Source organism: Brevibacillus sp. IT-7CA2 (assembly GCF_949767855.1).
Classification (GTDB): domain Bacteria; phylum Bacillota; class Bacilli; order Brevibacillales; family Brevibacillaceae; genus Brevibacillus.
Genome location: NZ_CATKQT010000050.1, coordinates 102,632 through 117,757, shown reverse-complemented (window position 1 = coordinate 117,757; position 15,126 = coordinate 102,632). Strand labels below are relative to the sequence as shown.

Below are 15,126 nucleotides of genomic sequence, written 5' to 3'. Positions count from 1 at the left end.
TTAATGCTTTTTTCTAATCTAATTGGGTGCGTTATTGGCCCAATACTCGCCTATACCGCGACAATAGTACACACATCGACTCATTGGCTCGTTCCAGACGCTGGAAGCCTTCTGATGACACTTGCATTTTCGTTTAGTTTAATTCATTTCATCATTTCAGGGAGTACCTTATTCGTACATAAGCAAATTTTAGAAACTTCCCGCTAAAGAGGAAAATAGTATCGTTTATTGTAGGAGTACTATGGTCTATTTGTTCAACCATGTATCATGTATTTACGGAACCGGAATTGTATGTTACCCCATTAATAATTTTTGTTCTGTTATATACGGATATGCTAATGAAATCACGGAGAGCTCAAAGCGTAATATCATAAATAGCTCTAATAGGCCAGTGAATCGTGAATTCCTGGCCTTTGTTTCTTCAGTAGTGATTCTTCAAAGTATATAGTCGGTTATCATGGCTAGCGGATACTAACTCGAGATTCCCGGTATATGTTTTTTCATCTAAATAAAGAGCAACTAGGTAATATGTACGAGGCTTACCAGTAAGGTAACGATCATGTTGCAAACCTAATTCACTTGCGACTATGTTCGCCACATCTAGTGCAGTTACTGACTTTTGTGATGTTTGTGTCAATGACTTGAGGCAACGTTCTATGGCATTAATCCATGTATGGGGGATTTGATTCTCCATTTGCTCACTCACCAATCTACCAGGAACGCGCTCCCTATTAGATTTAGTGAGGATCTCGTCTGATACAGAAGTGGGTTCGTCAAAAAAGGTAGTAAACAGGTCAACTTGATAATCCTCTGTACGCGATTTTTCCTCAGAAGCTCTTGAAGGACGCTGCCGCGCGTAGTTCTGTAAAAGGACATTTAACCTAGCTACTTGTCGATCAAGCAGAGGTAAGCCTGCTGAAAGGTGTTCTCGGATATCTGCGGGCAACTCTAGATCATCTGGTACAAAGAATGGTAGACGCCATCCATCTTCGATTTTACGCAGTATTTCATCACGTTCTAAATCGATGCTCTCCATACCACGTTTAATGCGTCCTACGGTAGCTGCATCTAAGTTTGTGTAGTCTTGAATGCACTTACTACCCAAGATGAGCTCATCTCGCGTATCTAGATTTGTGACATGGTACACATGGCGGATCGGTCGCCCACATTCACATTTTTGATCTCGGACACCTCGATCCTCGTAATTGCTAAGGACCCAACCTCCAACCTTACTGACAATGGTGTCATAATTATCACTATCGATTAGAGATATTCCCTTAATTTCTGCCATAATGTTTAACCATTGGGTTCGCTTGCCACGGCGCATTTGATTATCTATGAAGTCTTTTTGTTCCGGAAGCAAACGACTAATAACCTCGTCTCGAATTAGCTCATTTAACTTCGAATACCTCATAAAGCACCTCTCTTAACACAACTAATGACCCGTTTTAGGGTTTAATGTGATGCCTTTCTCTTTAATCCATCCCTTAACTAAGGACTCGGTTTTTTCAAGCCTTGTGATCCGCTCCTTCGCCTTCAGAACTTCCGCAAATAGTGCACCTTCTAAATTGACCAGTTTTTCTTTACCTTTGATAGTTATCCAGTCATCACTAATATACCCAATTTGTTCCAAATCGTCATGTAATTTATACAAGTAGGACAAGTTCACTGGTTTCCCGAAATCTTCCCCTAAATCTTTATAGGTATGCGGTGATTTACCATCTAGGGCTGCTCGTAGAAGCAGCCAGTCATAGTAGTCTGCTACTCCAATGATAAAATCGTTCTGATCCTCTGAAAGAGGGGAGGGAGTGCTTTGAGATTCACTCAATTTCTTCTCGAGATCATTTAGGAAATGACGAAGCTGTCGTATTCTAGTGGGCATCGTTTTAATTACAGCTTGCTCACCACTATAAAAGTGAATGGTACCCTTTCCTGTTACCGAATAGTATAGAGTGGGCCTTTCGGTCGTTGACCAGGTAGATTCCATGAGTAGAATTTCTTTCTGAGCAAGATTCTTCATGATTCGATAAACATATGTTGGGTTTTCGCTCATTGGAAATACTTCTAACGCCCTGGAGATCTCATAGATATCTTTGGCCATCCATTTCCTTTTTATGGTGAAGACGTGTGCCATGACTAGATTGACCAACTCATTTAATGAAATTAAGTTCGCGAATGGACGCATGTGGGAATGCTTAGTCAATGTAATCACATCCATGGAAATTAGTTTAAAATCTACAATCAGAAGTTTAAAATACTAACTAAAATTTAGGTCAATTTCGAGCTTTATCCTATCATACCTTAATTGACCATCCTTCACCAATTATGTTCAAATAAGGATAGATGATAGTGAAAAAATTATGATTTTAGTTAATTTTGCAGCGACGACCAAAGTCAGATCCCCAGCTCCAAAATATTAGACTCAAAATGAAGGTTGGAGGGAAAGCAATGTATGTAACTACGGATAGATTGATAATTCGAAGTTTTGAATTAGAGGATTGGTCAACAGTTCTTGAATATACTGCGAACATAAGTGTTATGAAATATATACCTGAAGGGGTTTATAACAAAGAGACAGTCAAAGAATTTATAAAGAAAAACATCGGCGAACAAGCCCAAAATTTCCCTGTTGTATTAAAGGATAATGGAAAGCTTATAGGTCATATTGTTTTTCATAAATATTTTGGTGAGCATACATATGAAATTGGGTGGGTGTTCAATCCCAGCTATCACAATCAAGGTTACGCTTCTGAAGCAGCATTAGCCATATTGAAATATGGATTCGAGAAACTGAATTTACATCGAATAATTGCAACTTGTCAGCCAGAGAATCTTCCATCATATCGGGTTATGGAGAAGATTGGAATGAGACGAGAAGGTTATTTCAAGAAATGTATTCCCCATGAAAATGAATGGTGGGATGAATATTACTACGCTATTTTGAAGGAAGAGTGGAACTAACGGTCTTCAACTATCGGATAACGATAGCTGAATAAAACATCGGTGAGTCTAAGACTTTATTTTCAGGTCTTCGGTCGCCGCTGTTTCATTTGCTGTGAGGGATCTTCCATAAAAACGAAGCTGCCATTCCGATTTAATTTCGATACATACTAATGGGGGAGTTAATGAAATGACTGCCAATCATACAGAGATTCTTTTAAAAAGTTTAAATGCAGGGCAGATTCAACGCCTTGCAGTGGACCTTCTACCTAGATTATACAAGGATTGGGGCCCTGTTTCACATAATGGAATTGTAGAAGGAACCTTTCAGACTCGTAAAGGTACACCTGATGCCTGGTGTGAACGAAAAGATGGGTCATATGTATACATCCAAGCAACTGGTGATTCTGGGAAGGGAAAAGTGAAGGAAGACATCATTAAGAGTGTGGAAAAACTAATAGAAAAGGGCGAGACGAACGGTGCTTTATGTATAGCTTTTCTACGTTTTGATCCTCATCCTGACGAGATTAATGAATGTAAAGAACTCTGTTCTGCAAATGGAATCGCGTTTGAATACTATACCAATTCGGCAATCTCAAAACTGCTTGACGAAAGGTTCCAAGACTTACGCCATCGCCACTTAAATCTAGTAAGTCACCCGACACCTAAGACAAACGTTCAAAGTCAATCATTTACTCTTAATACGGGTGGCGGAGCTCAACCAAATACATGTGCACGTTTTATGCAGGTACTTAACTGGGGAGAATTGACACCTGAGCAGTATCAAGAATCACTTAACGAAATCACAGAGTTCTATAAATCGTTAGCTAAATTAAACCTGCCTTCGCGTAAATTCTTCGCCGCTTTAGTAGAACTCGCAGGGCCAGCTTATCGTGACCATATGATGCGCGTTTCATGCCAAGAGGTAGAAAATTCATTGAGCATGACAATTCCTCAAGTCATAAATCAAATGGTTATATTGGATAAGCATGGCTTTGGTTCAATTGATAGTGAAGAGTTTCCACCTCATATTTACATTCAACCGGCAAGTGTCCAGTGGGGGTTATTACAATACCTTAAGGCTTTTGCCGAACATGAGTCCATCAATTTACGAGAGATATTGGTTAATTTACATTTTACTTTACTTGATTAGTTCGAGATCGTTGCTTTTCGCTGTTTTGAAATACATTGGTTTTTGAAGATAAGGAGAGGACGAGCGGAACTTGAATGTGGAAGTGTACACGTTAAATGCGTTTGCGAAAGGGGAGCGTGGCGGTAATCCAGCAGGCGTTGTCTTGGAGGGTGGCCTTTTGCTGTATGCTGCCGAAATGCAGCTTATAGCGAAGGAATTGGGCTTTTCGGAGACGGCCTTTATGGAAAAATCCCTGCTTGCGGATTACAAAATCCGCTATTTCACCCCCGCCAGCGAAGTTGATCTGTGCGGACATGCCACGATTGCAGCATTTGGACTAATGCATTCGCTGGGTTTGGCAATGGAAGGGACCTCCTATAAGATAGAAACCAAGGCAGGAATTTTGGATGTCGATATTAGCTCTGAGGGTCTTGTTTATTTGTCACAAGCCTTACCACAATTTCTTGAAAGGATATCCTGTGAGGAAATCGCCCCATCTTTGGGGATGGATGTCGAGGATCTGGAAACCGGGTTGCCCATCCAGATTGTTTCGACGGGGCTGCGGGACATTTTGATCCCGATCCGCAGCAGGAAGCTCTTGAATGAAGTTCAGCCAAATTTTGACGCCATAACCGCCATCAGCGAAAAATATGATGTGGTTGGATATCATCTGTTCACGATGGATACTCCAGACGATGCTGCTGCGGAATGTCGGAATTTTGCGCCGCTGTACGATATACCCGAGGAGAGCGCGACAGGAACATCCAACGGTGCCCTGCTCAGCTATTTGTACCAACATGGCCAACTATCTTTGCGGGAAGTGGAGCACGTCATGTTCAGGCAAGGGTATTCGATGGATTGTCCTTCTGAAATTAAGGTAGGATTGCGCCTGAGCGAGAGCGGTGAAATCAACCAGGTTCGGGTTGGCGGTGCAGTGGTTGGCATTGAACGAAGACATATCACGATATAAGTGAAATCAAACAGGCTGTTTGCTGCTACTGTACCTTACGGAGCAACGGGCTTATTCTGCTACTGGCGAGGCTGAAGGTCGCTACGACCCGTAGTTGCATTGAGCTAACGGATACCGGGGTTTGCTTTGTACCTAAATCCTTTAAGGGATACCGCCAACAAAGTGCGGATTTTGTACGCTAAGCTCCGATTGTCGGTTCGCCCCGTCCCTTACGAAAGACATCCTAGGTTACTTGATATCCTACAATTGTTTTTTCTTAACCAACTGAAATATTTCATCTCTTCGTTTTTTCGTTAATTCATTTCGTTCTAATGATGGTCTTTCCGGTATGTCTTTAAAGAAACAGTCGAAGTGGACTTGAACTTCCATTTCGTCATTTTTGATCCTTATGGACATAAAATCATCTTCTGTTATTTCTCGCCTGCAAACGGGACATTCCATACTTTCTACCTCACAATTTAGGTTTTGCAACACAATATTCTTATTCTCTTCGACTTTTGCTAACCTTATTCTCCTTTGCTTTAAGGTTGTTAGAAACCGTCAGCGTGTTTCTTTTATACGCCAGGCATTTTTTACACGTATCTCTGCCGTTGCCCAAAAAGAGTCCCCCAATTAATAAAGCCGGTAATCCTTAACGTACAGGATACCGGCGTTATTTATGTCATCCAGGGCTTAGCGTACAAAATCCGCATTTTGTTGGCGGTATCCCTTTAATTAATATCATGAAAACAGCCTAATATTGGCTCCTTTTTTCTGTACTCTTGGTTGGAAGTGCGGCATAATTCCTCTCTTAAAGTAACCAGTTTTAAATATATTTTTCTTCTGATTGTAGATTGTAAACATTCCATAGCATTGCTGGTTGAGTTACATAATATATATGAAAAAATATGACATGAATATTAATAACAACATTAACAAAAAGACAAATGATAATGAAAATATTAATAATATTGATTGTATCTCATTGACTAGCGATAACGCTTATGATATTTTTAATAAGCGGTATCGCTTATGTATGTTATTTACCCTATATCGCGCATGGTTTTAGTAACTAAGAACTCTACTCTCTCTATTCAAAGGGGGCTTCATATGCAATTAGTACGTGAGGATTGGAAGTTGTTTCGTAATATCGAGACGCTTTGCCAAAAGGCGGGGGTTCATCGTCAATTCATTCCGTTATTAGTAGTTAAAGAACTAGTTGACAATGCTTTGGACGCTACAGGTGATTGCCAGCTTGAACTTGTTGATAGTAATAGTTTCATCGTCGCGGATGACGGACCTGGTATTGACCCAGAATGGATACAAGAATACTTTTCTATCAATCGCCCTATGATTTCTTCAAAACTACTCCGACTCCCAAGTCGCGGCGCTCTCGGAAACGGTTTGCGCGTTGTAACTGGTGCCGTCATTGCTACAGGAGGTAGTCTTACCGTTACATCCAGAGGTTCGACCTATAGAATATTGCCGCAGGATGACGGTACAAGTAAGGCCGAATTTATAGGTTCTAATGACCAAAAAGGGACATCCATCCTTGTTAAGCTTGGTATGCCAGTGGATGAAGATACGCTCCATTGGGGAAAATTAGCGATTCAGTTTTCAAGAAAAGGAACAATGTATTCCGGAAAGTCATCACCGTATTGGTATACATCAGAAGCATTTTACGAGTTGGTCAATGCGGCCAATATGCCAACGGAAGATTTCGTGTCACTTTTTTGCGGAAAAAAGAAGGCTACCGAGATCGTAGATCGTCTTAATATTGAAAATACCTGGGGATTAATGCAAACGAAACAATTCTCCTTTACAGCAGCAGAACACTTGCTGAAGCTTTTGCGCGATACAATTAAGCCGACTTCTCCTAAATCTCTAGGTGAGGTTGGGGATTCTTTCTCTGACGTTGAGCACTGTAAAAAACTTGGCGAGTTTACGATCCGTTCCTCACGCGGCGAATGCAAAGCGGAAATCCCGATCGTTGTGGAGGCTTGGGTCGGAATCAAGAAAGGCGAACCCTCTAAATTGAATTCGTCGCTGACCATTTGCGTTAATAAGTCTCCGGTAACTGCCGATGTTAATATCTCAACTAAACAGGCTTCAACGACCATCTGGGGCGGTGGATTGTACATCGACGTAAAGTGTAGACCAGCGCATTTCTACGTGAACATTATTACACCGTATATGCCGATAACAAGTGATGGAAAGGCCCCTGACTTTCGCCCGATGTCCGAGATCATCGAAGATGCTATCAAACGAGCAGTATCAAAAGCGCGGAAAGTGAATCAAATTGATCAATCCGGAGGACGCAACGAAAAACAAATCGTCTTGGAAAACTTGCCGGCAGCTATTGCCAAGACTAGTGGTGGAGGGAAATTCATATTCAGCCAACGACAGCTGTATTATGCCATTCGCCCCTACATCATGCAGGCTTTTGATGGGAAACAGCCAAACTATACATACTTTTGCCAGATCATCACTGACTATGAAGCAGAATTTGGGGAAATAACTGGAATGTATCGAGATCCGCGCGGAACGCTTTATCATCCACATACTGGTGAAGAAATCCCACTTGGAACCATTGCGGTACAAAACTATAATCGACCGAGCTGGACCTTCAATAAAATCATCTTCATTGAGAAGGAGGGGTATTTTGCCAGCTTGCGGGATGTCGGGTTCCCAGAAAAGTATGATTGCGCCTTGCTCTCTTCCAAGGGATATGCGTCGAGGGCTGTTAAGGACTTATTTGATCTTCTAGGTGAAACCGACGAAGAAATCCAGTTCTTTTGCGTACACGATGCAGATGCAGCTGGAACAAAAATATTTGAGACACTACAAGAAGCCACAAGTGCCCGTCCTGGAAGAAAGGTTAAAGTCATTAATCTTGGCCTTGATCCGGAGGAAGCAGTAGACATGGGATTGCAAATTGAGACGTTTGAAAGTGATAGACGCCGTCCAGTCGCTGATTATGTTTCGTGGCGTTGGTCAGAGTGGTTGCAATCAAATCGCGTTGAACTAAATGCCATGACAACACCGGAATTCATTGAATGGCTAGAAGATAAAATGGAGGAACATGGGGTCGGAAAGGTGATCCCTACCGAGGATGTGCTTGCCAGAACATTCGAGGAAAGCGCTGAAAAAGCCATTCGTTCTCGGGTGATGAATGACATATTGGAGCAGAATCTCTACGAAAAACAAGTTGAAGTTGAAATGATGAAGGCAAGAAATCAAATTGAACTTGGCAAGCTAGGAATTCGTGACAAAGTGAGTACCAAGTTGGCGAATAATCCGCTCCGTAGATGGGATGCTCCGGTCAATGAAATGGCAAGCGAGATTATCAAGGCTCGGTAAGAGGCAATCATGAGTCTGCTCTTATGGACACCTTACGCGATATCGCTTATATTGGGGTCAAGACAAAAGTAAAGGTGATACAATGAATCCCCATGAGCATGAGTACAGTAAGAGTAAGGAAGAATCCTCCAATCGGATGAATCCGCTTGAACATATAATGGACGTTGATGAAGCCTCCAAGCTTTGGGGGCTTCAACCGTCCTATATCAAAGATTTATGCAGATTAAAACTCCAATTCGAGGGTAAAGCCGTTAAGAAGGGTAAAACCTGGATTCTGGATAAGAATCAATCAAATCCTGGTCAACCTGGACACCCCAAAAATTGGAGAGCTAAGAAAGATGAGAATAATCTATCGGAATAAGTCTCTCAATAACATTGCATGAGCTAGTCGATACTTTATGAACTTCGTTGCTTTTATAATGAGATCATGGTAATATCAAAGCATCAAAATTAGCCTTTGCAACCTCGTATATGAACAGACTGACACATCTGTTTGAAACGATGCAAAGCCAAGTTAACGTCCAGGGGACGTCCTTGCAACCTCATGTGACAACCAAAGCATGAGTAGTAAACTATGCTCTTATGATCCCCATGCTCCCATTAGTAGCATGAGCAGGATGAATTGGGCCTATTATCTACACTTTGCCGCGATATTCCCCGCAATTGCGAGCTGGAAAGACGTGTGCCTAAGCCACCCATTCACTGTGTCCAAGTAGGTTTGGAGTGGATTTCGTAAAACAACACCTATGTGGTGTTTGAATTTCTTCCATACCGGAACAGAATATGCCATTAAAAGCCCTTTCTACGCCTTTTAAAAGGAATAGGAGGGCTTTTTTTATATATATTTACCTAAAAAATTTGCCTTCCACTAGGCCTAAACGGTGGCTCATCTGATCGAGCCACTGGCTCGAAGTTGAGTGTAGGAGGTTCATATGAAACAAGTAGGGAAAGGCTTCGTTGAATACAACGGACAAAAAGCAATGGTCATTCGTGAAATCTACCTAAATGGAGAATGTCGTTTGTCATTCTATATAGGTGGTGAGCGTGTGTATCGCAGCTTCCCTTATTAAACGAGACGAATCCTAATTCGTCTTTTTTTATATTAAAAGGAGGGGTTCACATTATGACCCAGCTAGAACTGGTAGACAAAATGAATCTTGCGCCTGAACAGGCTCAGATGATGGAAAAAGTACTGATTAACGGGGACTTATCTATATTGAATCCTCAAGATCGTGTGTTGTATTACAAAGCGGTTTGTGACAGCGTTGGATTAAATCCCTTTACCAAACCATTTGATTACATCCAGCTAAATGGGAAATTGACGTTGTATGCAAAACGCGATTGTACCGATCAACTCCGTAAAATGCACGGGATTAGCATCGTCATTGCGTCACGGGACAAGATTGGTGATCTGTTTGTGGTATCTGCAAAAGCTACTTCAAAAGATGGCAGGACCGATGAATCAATTGGAGCTGTCAATATTACAAATCTAAGAGGCGAGGCCCTAGGCAATGCCATGATGAAAGCTGAAACGAAAGCGAAACGTCGTGTGACCCTTTCTATTGCTGGACTTGGTTGGCTTGATGAAACAGAGGTTGATACTATCCCTGAAGCACACGTTGTGATGGGAGATCAAGCCAATGTTTCTACTCAGAAAACCAGTCAACCAACACCTGAGCAATCAAATGCTGCTGCTCAAAGGAATGCAAACTCACCAGATCCGACTAAACCTTATGCAGTTACAGGGAAAGTGGTTGGATTGATTGGTGCGGACTTTAAAGTCAATGAAGCAGAAGCTTTCTTCATTCAACTTGAAGGGGGCCTACAAGTGTTGATTCCAGTTGATCATCCAGTCATTGATCTCCTCAATAAAATGGAAGGTCATGCCTATCACTTCTTGGTTTTCAATTGGGAAGGAAAACATGCAATTGCAGGTGGTTTAGAAGCCATTAAGGCGGTTCAAGATCAGCCAGCCCAAACAAATCAATCACAAGTCGTAGAGAAGCCTTACTTGGCCAAAAAACTTGAACCAGGTCAACGTCCAGATGGTACTCCATACGTTAAAATTTTGGTGGTTCATCAACCAACCGGAAATTTGGTCGATGCCTTTGCATTGGGTACTGACCAAGTGAATGAGGCGAAGAAAATACAAGACGGTGTACCATTTGCAGCGACATTTGTCGATCAAAATGGATTCCGTTTCTTGACTTCGGTTATTTGTTAGGAGGAATAATCAGTGATCGCTTTTACAGATGGAAAGGCGATCATTGTCGCTCTTCCTTCAAAAAGTGGTGGTGGCATGTACTTAGTGAGAGTTAGTGCCGAAACCAATAAATTAATCGTGGAACATGCGTGTCCAGCCCAACGTTTCAAATCCAGTTGCTCACATATTGAGCAAGCAATTGGTTTTTGGAAGATCCTAAATCCTTGGGAGAACTACCCTTGGATGCCATCAAGAGAAGTTATCAGCGTACAAAAGCAGATTGTTCTACAGCCTACGTGGAAGCAGATTACAGGAAAGGGGGCTGGTATGGATGTTGCCAAGTATTATTGACATCGCTAACCAGCACAACCTGACCTTGCTACCTCCAAAGGCTACGAGCAAAGAAGTGCTGGGGAAATGTCCATTTTGTCGAGCCGATGAGGGAAAGAAAGGAAAGTTTTATTTGTCGCTTAACCAACGAGACAATGTTTTCCGTTGCTGGCATTGTGGAGAAAAGGGCGGTGTTTGCCGCCTTGAATCTCTCTTGACCGGCATTCCTGAATCAGAGATTACTGACAAATATCGAGTAAAGCCTCGGCGTACAATTCATCCAGCAGAAAGGCTTACAGCTGCGCAACTTCAGTTGATCGGATTTAAACAGAAACCAAATTGGATGGACATGAAAAAGCGGAATACAGATTACTACAAGCGAACTCGCGATTGGGTTTGGCTCGAATGGCAAGAGTTTGTCAAAGTGGAAAAGCGAAAGGCTTTTACCATCTTGTTGGTTGCCATTTTTGAAAACCAAAGCCCAAAAGGGATGGCTTATGTCCAAGAACGTGAAGCTGAACTGGGAGAACCTCTTCTTAACGAGCTGCTGCAACTGTTTTCTCAACCAAAGTGGCCACAATGGGCAATCGAATCTAAACATTATGCGTTGAGTCTGACGCAACAAGATTCCTTGCTTCCTGTAAATGAGCAGGACCGAGTCGAGCCTACTGCTGGTTGATTTATGTAACTGCAGGTAAGGCTTGAATCAGCTAACGCGATAAAAAATGTCCCACCGACAGGACCAAATATCGTCGGTCGCTCTGTATATGAGCGCAAAAGGAGATAAACATGAATTCTATCAATATCCTCGGTCGTCTTACCAAAGATCCTGAGCTTTCCAAGACCAACACGACTCAAAAATCTGTACTCAATTTTGACATCGCTGTTGAATCTGGACATAGCGATCCTTTCTATTTCTCTGTACAAGCATGGGAAAAGCTTGCGGAGAATACTTCGAAGTATTGCCAGAAGGGGACGAAAGTAGCTGTAACAGGACGACTGATACAGGAAAAATACAACGATAGAGAAGGCAAACCTCGAGTAGCTACAAAAATCCTCGCATTAGATATCGACTTCCTTACGCATTCACAAGGAACTGGTACTAACCAAAACCATGAGGGAGTTAAAGAGGGTCTAGAATCTGCACATGGAGCATTCGATCCATTTGCTGGCATGAACATATCCTCTATGGCCGATCCATTTGGTGGTATCGGTATGGGTAACGATCAAGGTGTTCAAGATCCATTTGCTGGCTTGGGGAATCAAGCACCAACGAGTGACTCATTCAGCGATCCATTCGCAGGACTAGGGGACTCAACTGATCCGTTTGCTGGACTTGGATTCCCGGGACCTACCAACGATCCATTCGAAAAATAAAAGCCACTTAGATGGAGATTAAAAAGGCACATGGATAAACACCATGTGCCTTTTATTTCAGGAGGACTCTATGATATTTGGTCAAATAACAAACGTCATTTTAAAGCTGGTCAGCCCCTTAATCAGTAGAACAAAAACTACTGAATCCGATAATGTTATCAGTGAGCCGCTTATCGTTGATCAAAAGGAAATTGACAACAATAAGGCATCAGACTTGTTGTATGACCCTGGTGATGAGTTCCCAGATTGGTCGGAACAGGAACTAAGAGCCGAGGAAATCTTGCGAGGTACCTTGTTCGAGGGGGAAGTTTATTTAACAGATGTGCTTCGTCGACAGTTAACTGACAAACATACCGTTTGCATTAACATGGGTCACCTCACTGAATGGTGGGAGGACATCGAAGCCTACGAAATTTCCATATCCGACTGGAGTGCCATTATCCGTCTGATTGAACTGGATAAGGAATTGGGTGACCACGAAGAGGGGGAAGAGTATTCTACCAAAACCTTTGACAAACCAGAGGATATAAAAGTGCAGCATTGCTATGCAGGAGAATACATTAGTGCCAACGAGGAAGTTGAGCTCAATTGCTACAGTGAGGATTGTGACACATATGGTACAACTGCTGGCAGCAAGGCTAAGAAAAACTATGTATTCTATATCACGGATGAAAAGAAATATGCCGTGGTTTACTTTGCATATTGGTGCCTGTAAGACTTAATACTATTTGCCTTGAAATCCCTTACTAAGCCTACTTTAGTCGGGGACTTTTTGTATAAATCCAGGAATTAAAGGTGATGTCCATGACTGACTTTGACCCAACTAAAAGTGTAATGAAGGGCGAAGGCTTTTTTCACACATCCAGCCTTCGGAAATGGAAATACAATCCTACCGATACTGGTCCTGAAAAAGTCCATATCGGAAACCAGACTCCTTTTTATTTCAAATACAATGAGGGAACCACGTACCAAGATGTATTGGTTACCATTCGGTCCTGGTACTTTGAAGCAATGTGGAATTTGCACGAATCGGGACATAAACAACTTGCCACATTCTTTGACATTCCAGAGCCGATCTTGGCAGAGGTTGAATGCTTGGCCAAAGCTGATTATGACCGATTGTGCGGCCAGTGGTAGCATGATCTACTCATTTAGCAGGCTATCCCTATTTGAACAATGCCCTTTTCGTTTTTACTTGAAATACGTAAAAAGGCGTGATGAACCAGTCACACTGCCATTAGCGTTGGGTAAAGCGACTCATAAGGGGATTGAATGTAGAATCAACACGGGTTGTTCCATTGAGGAAGCGGTCATAGAGGGGTTCATAGAAGCTGACTTCCATCCTATAAGCCGAACGGATCTCGTCTGGTTAATCCGGAGTGCGCCCGTATACAACGGTATGGGAAAAACAGAAGGACACTTCTTATTACCTCTGTCCGATTCACCTTCCAGCCCCAAAATTCAAGGATACATTGATCTTGAAACGGAAAACTCCTTTGTTGATTGGAAAACGAACAGAGTACCTTATGGTATTTGGGATACCATGCAGATGCCGTTATATGCCTGGGCTATTTTAAAGCAAAGAGAGATTCCATTCATCAAAGGTTCCCTATATTTCTTACGGTTTAAAAGATGGGTATCTGAGGTGTTTAATCACTCGTTAGCAGAGGTTGGTCGCAAATGGGCCTATGAAATTGCGATGAAGATTGAACAAGCGAAGTTTCTTTTGGAACTGTTTCCGGACAGATTCAAAGAAGTCTATCCTGCCAAAACCTCCAATCGGTGCAAAGATTGTCCATTTGCCTTGGAGTGCTATCAAACCTTTAAACAATAGGAGGAATGCCAAATGGCATTGTCAATTCAAGAACTGGAATATCAACAGGCAGTAGCACTGGCTAAAGAAATTACTCGTACTGAAGCTGCTCTCAAGCAAATGAAAGAACAGCTGAAGGAGTACGTGGAGAAGAATGGGGCCTTGAATACCGGAGAAGTAACATTTGATTTCTATGCTCGTACATCGTGGCAATTTGACCCTGAGAAACTCAAAAAGATGATGCAAGACTTCTTTATTGAGACAGGGGCGAATCCTTTCGAGTATTTGAAACCGGACGCAACTGCATTGAAGAAATTAAAGTGGAATGATGAAAAACTTGCTCAATACGGAAATCGAGTAGAAATCGGAAAAACTTTTGATTCCCGTAAAAGTAAATAAGGGGGCTACACCATTGAATGCCAAGCATAAGTATTTGGCCACTATGATCGAGCGTGGTGGGTATCATGCCATTGTAGCCAGCCTTTTGTTAAGTGCAGATTATACGAAAAAGACCGAGATGCTAAAACGCTATACTCGCCAAGAGTTGCGTAAGCTTCCGGCTTAAAAGATAGGAAGGGGCTCTTAGAAGAGCCTCTTTCTTATTTTTTTATAACAATACCTGGAGGGAATAAAAGTGAACATTCGGGTAATCAAACCAAATTTGGTTTCTATCACTCTTTCCACAAAGGAATTAATACAATTTGATCTTAGTAAAATCGGCGATTTACAAGACGACTTGAAATTTCACTGCCTCCTTAAATTTATCCTTGCTCAAGCAGAACAACTAGGCGCCATACTCCAGGTCCCGTTTGCTATTGCTGCATTAAACCTCGAGGATGGCATACAAATGGAGTTTTGTTTAAAAGACCCTGTTGAATATACGGCTAAACGATCTGAAGTCAAGAAACACCCTGATCAATCCCATACATTTGTTTTCTGGGATTATACAGAGGTCATGATCGTAGAGATATTCAACAATCCGCCTAGTTTGGCTATTGAAGCCAAAGGTGAAAATTAGTCTT

Annotated in this window: 18 protein-coding genes; 16 read left to right on the top strand and 2 right to left on the bottom strand. The window is 42.0% G+C overall.

Going from position 1 to position 15,126, the window contains the following annotated elements:
• Positions 1–421 precede the first annotated feature (421 nt).
• The gene (locus ACM6JA_RS23470; protein ID WP_414854309.1) at positions 422–1,414 is read right to left on the bottom strand and encodes a hypothetical protein; all 993 of its coding nucleotides are present in this window, start codon (positions 1,412–1,414) and stop codon (positions 422–424) included.
• A gap of 21 nt (positions 1,415–1,435) precedes the next feature.
• Positions 1,436–2,101: a hypothetical protein gene (locus ACM6JA_RS23465; RefSeq protein ID WP_414854308.1), complete on the bottom strand. Its 666-nt coding sequence runs from the start codon at positions 2,099–2,101 to the stop codon at positions 1,436–1,438.
• 347 nt (positions 2,102–2,448) lie between these two features.
• Between ACM6JA_RS23465 and ACM6JA_RS23460 the strand changes: the two genes are divergently transcribed.
• From ACM6JA_RS23460 to ACM6JA_RS23385, 16 genes are all read left to right on the top strand, one after another.
• Complete coding sequence (locus tag ACM6JA_RS23460) at positions 2,449–2,961, top strand: GNAT family N-acetyltransferase (protein ID WP_414854307.1); 513 nt, start codon at positions 2,449–2,451, stop codon at positions 2,959–2,961.
• A gap of 169 nt (positions 2,962–3,130) precedes the next feature.
• Positions 3,131–4,093 carry a hypothetical protein gene (locus ACM6JA_RS23455; RefSeq protein ID WP_414854306.1) on the top strand — a complete coding sequence of 321 codons (963 nt, stop codon included), beginning with the start codon at positions 3,131–3,133 and terminating at the stop codon, positions 4,091–4,093.
• A gap of 70 nt (positions 4,094–4,163) precedes the next feature.
• Complete coding sequence (locus ACM6JA_RS23450; RefSeq protein WP_414854305.1) at positions 4,164–5,042, top strand: PhzF family phenazine biosynthesis protein; 879 nt, start codon at positions 4,164–4,166, stop codon at positions 5,040–5,042.
• A gap of 1,089 nt (positions 5,043–6,131) precedes the next feature.
• Positions 6,132–8,381 (top strand): ATP-binding protein, encoded by a 2,250-nt coding sequence (locus tag ACM6JA_RS23445; protein WP_414854304.1) that lies wholly within the window; start codon positions 6,132–6,134, stop codon positions 8,379–8,381.
• Positions 8,382–8,517: 136 nt separating this feature from the next.
• On the top strand, positions 8,518–8,742 hold the full coding sequence (locus ACM6JA_RS23440; protein WP_414854303.1) for a helix-turn-helix domain-containing protein: 225 nt from the start codon (positions 8,518–8,520) through the stop codon (positions 8,740–8,742).
• A gap of 571 nt (positions 8,743–9,313) precedes the next feature.
• Entirely contained in the window at positions 9,314–9,451 is a 138-nt protein-coding gene (locus ACM6JA_RS23435) for a hypothetical protein (protein ID WP_414854302.1), read from the top strand.
• 53 nt (positions 9,452–9,504) lie between these two features.
• Positions 9,505–10,605 carry a hypothetical protein gene (locus tag ACM6JA_RS23430; RefSeq protein WP_414854301.1) on the top strand — a complete coding sequence of 367 codons (1,101 nt, stop codon included), beginning with the start codon at positions 9,505–9,507 and terminating at the stop codon, positions 10,603–10,605.
• A gap of 12 nt (positions 10,606–10,617) precedes the next feature.
• Entirely contained in the window at positions 10,618–10,935 is a 318-nt protein-coding gene (locus tag ACM6JA_RS23425) for a hypothetical protein (RefSeq protein WP_414854300.1), read from the top strand.
• Positions 10,916–11,593, top strand: a complete 678-nt coding sequence (locus tag ACM6JA_RS23420; RefSeq protein ID WP_414854299.1) for a hypothetical protein — start codon at positions 10,916–10,918, stop codon at positions 11,591–11,593. Before ACM6JA_RS23425 ends, ACM6JA_RS23420 begins: the two co-directional genes overlap by 20 nt.
• Positions 11,594–11,703: 110 nt before the next feature.
• A complete protein-coding gene (ssb, locus tag ACM6JA_RS23415; RefSeq protein ID WP_414854298.1) occupies positions 11,704–12,291 on the top strand; it encodes a single-stranded DNA-binding protein in 588 nt (195 codons plus the stop codon).
• Positions 12,292–12,361: 70 nt separating this feature from the next.
• Positions 12,362–13,006 (top strand): hypothetical protein, encoded by a 645-nt coding sequence (locus ACM6JA_RS23410; protein WP_414854297.1) that lies wholly within the window; start codon positions 12,362–12,364, stop codon positions 13,004–13,006.
• An 89-nt stretch (positions 13,007–13,095) separates the two neighbouring features.
• Complete coding sequence (locus ACM6JA_RS23405; RefSeq protein ID WP_414854296.1) at positions 13,096–13,428, top strand: hypothetical protein; 333 nt, start codon at positions 13,096–13,098, stop codon at positions 13,426–13,428.
• Positions 13,403–14,125, top strand: coding sequence for a PD-(D/E)XK nuclease family protein (locus tag ACM6JA_RS23400; protein ID WP_414854295.1), 723 nt, complete (start codon positions 13,403–13,405; stop codon positions 14,123–14,125). Before ACM6JA_RS23405 ends, ACM6JA_RS23400 begins: the two co-directional genes overlap by 26 nt.
• Before the next feature lie 12 nt (positions 14,126–14,137).
• Positions 14,138–14,503, top strand: a complete 366-nt coding sequence (locus tag ACM6JA_RS23395; RefSeq protein WP_414854294.1) for a hypothetical protein — start codon at positions 14,138–14,140, stop codon at positions 14,501–14,503.
• 13 nt (positions 14,504–14,516) lie between these two features.
• Positions 14,517–14,669, top strand: coding sequence for a hypothetical protein (locus ACM6JA_RS23390; RefSeq protein ID WP_414854293.1), 153 nt, complete (start codon positions 14,517–14,519; stop codon positions 14,667–14,669).
• 69 nt (positions 14,670–14,738) lie between these two features.
• A complete protein-coding gene (locus ACM6JA_RS23385; protein WP_414854292.1) occupies positions 14,739–15,122 on the top strand; it encodes a hypothetical protein in 384 nt (127 codons plus the stop codon).
• The last annotated feature ends 4 nt before the right edge of the window (positions 15,123–15,126 follow it).

Excerpts from the sequence above, each read along its gene's own strand:
- ssb (WP_414854298.1), top strand. The coding sequence starts at position 11,704 with ATGAATTCTATCAATATCCTCGGTCGTCTTACCAAAGATCCTGAGCTT.
- ACM6JA_RS23430 (WP_414854301.1), top strand. The coding sequence starts at position 9,505 with ATGACCCAGCTAGAACTGGTAGACAAAATGAATCTTGCGCCTGAACAG.
- ACM6JA_RS23470 (WP_414854309.1), bottom strand. The coding sequence starts at position 1,414 with ATGAGGTATTCGAAGTTAAATGAGCTAATTCGAGACGAGGTTATTAGT.
- ACM6JA_RS23460 (WP_414854307.1), top strand. The coding sequence starts at position 2,449 with ATGTATGTAACTACGGATAGATTGATAATTCGAAGTTTTGAATTAGAG.
- ACM6JA_RS23405 (WP_414854296.1), top strand. The coding sequence starts at position 13,096 with ATGACTGACTTTGACCCAACTAAAAGTGTAATGAAGGGCGAAGGCTTT.
- ACM6JA_RS23465 (WP_414854308.1), bottom strand. The coding sequence starts at position 2,101 with ATGGCCAAAGATATCTATGAGATCTCCAGGGCGTTAGAAGTATTTCCA.
- ACM6JA_RS23410 (WP_414854297.1), top strand. The coding sequence starts at position 12,362 with ATGATATTTGGTCAAATAACAAACGTCATTTTAAAGCTGGTCAGCCCC.
- ACM6JA_RS23440 (WP_414854303.1), top strand. The coding sequence starts at position 8,518 with ATGAATCCGCTTGAACATATAATGGACGTTGATGAAGCCTCCAAGCTT.
- ACM6JA_RS23400 (WP_414854295.1), top strand. The coding sequence starts at position 13,403 with ATGACCGATTGTGCGGCCAGTGGTAGCATGATCTACTCATTTAGCAGG.
- ACM6JA_RS23455 (WP_414854306.1), top strand. The coding sequence starts at position 3,131 with ATGACTGCCAATCATACAGAGATTCTTTTAAAAAGTTTAAATGCAGGG.
- ACM6JA_RS23445 (WP_414854304.1), top strand. The coding sequence starts at position 6,132 with ATGCAATTAGTACGTGAGGATTGGAAGTTGTTTCGTAATATCGAGACG.
- ACM6JA_RS23420 (WP_414854299.1), top strand. The coding sequence starts at position 10,916 with ATGTTGCCAAGTATTATTGACATCGCTAACCAGCACAACCTGACCTTG.
- ACM6JA_RS23435 (WP_414854302.1), top strand. The coding sequence starts at position 9,314 with ATGAAACAAGTAGGGAAAGGCTTCGTTGAATACAACGGACAAAAAGCA.
- ACM6JA_RS23395 (WP_414854294.1), top strand. The coding sequence starts at position 14,138 with ATGGCATTGTCAATTCAAGAACTGGAATATCAACAGGCAGTAGCACTG.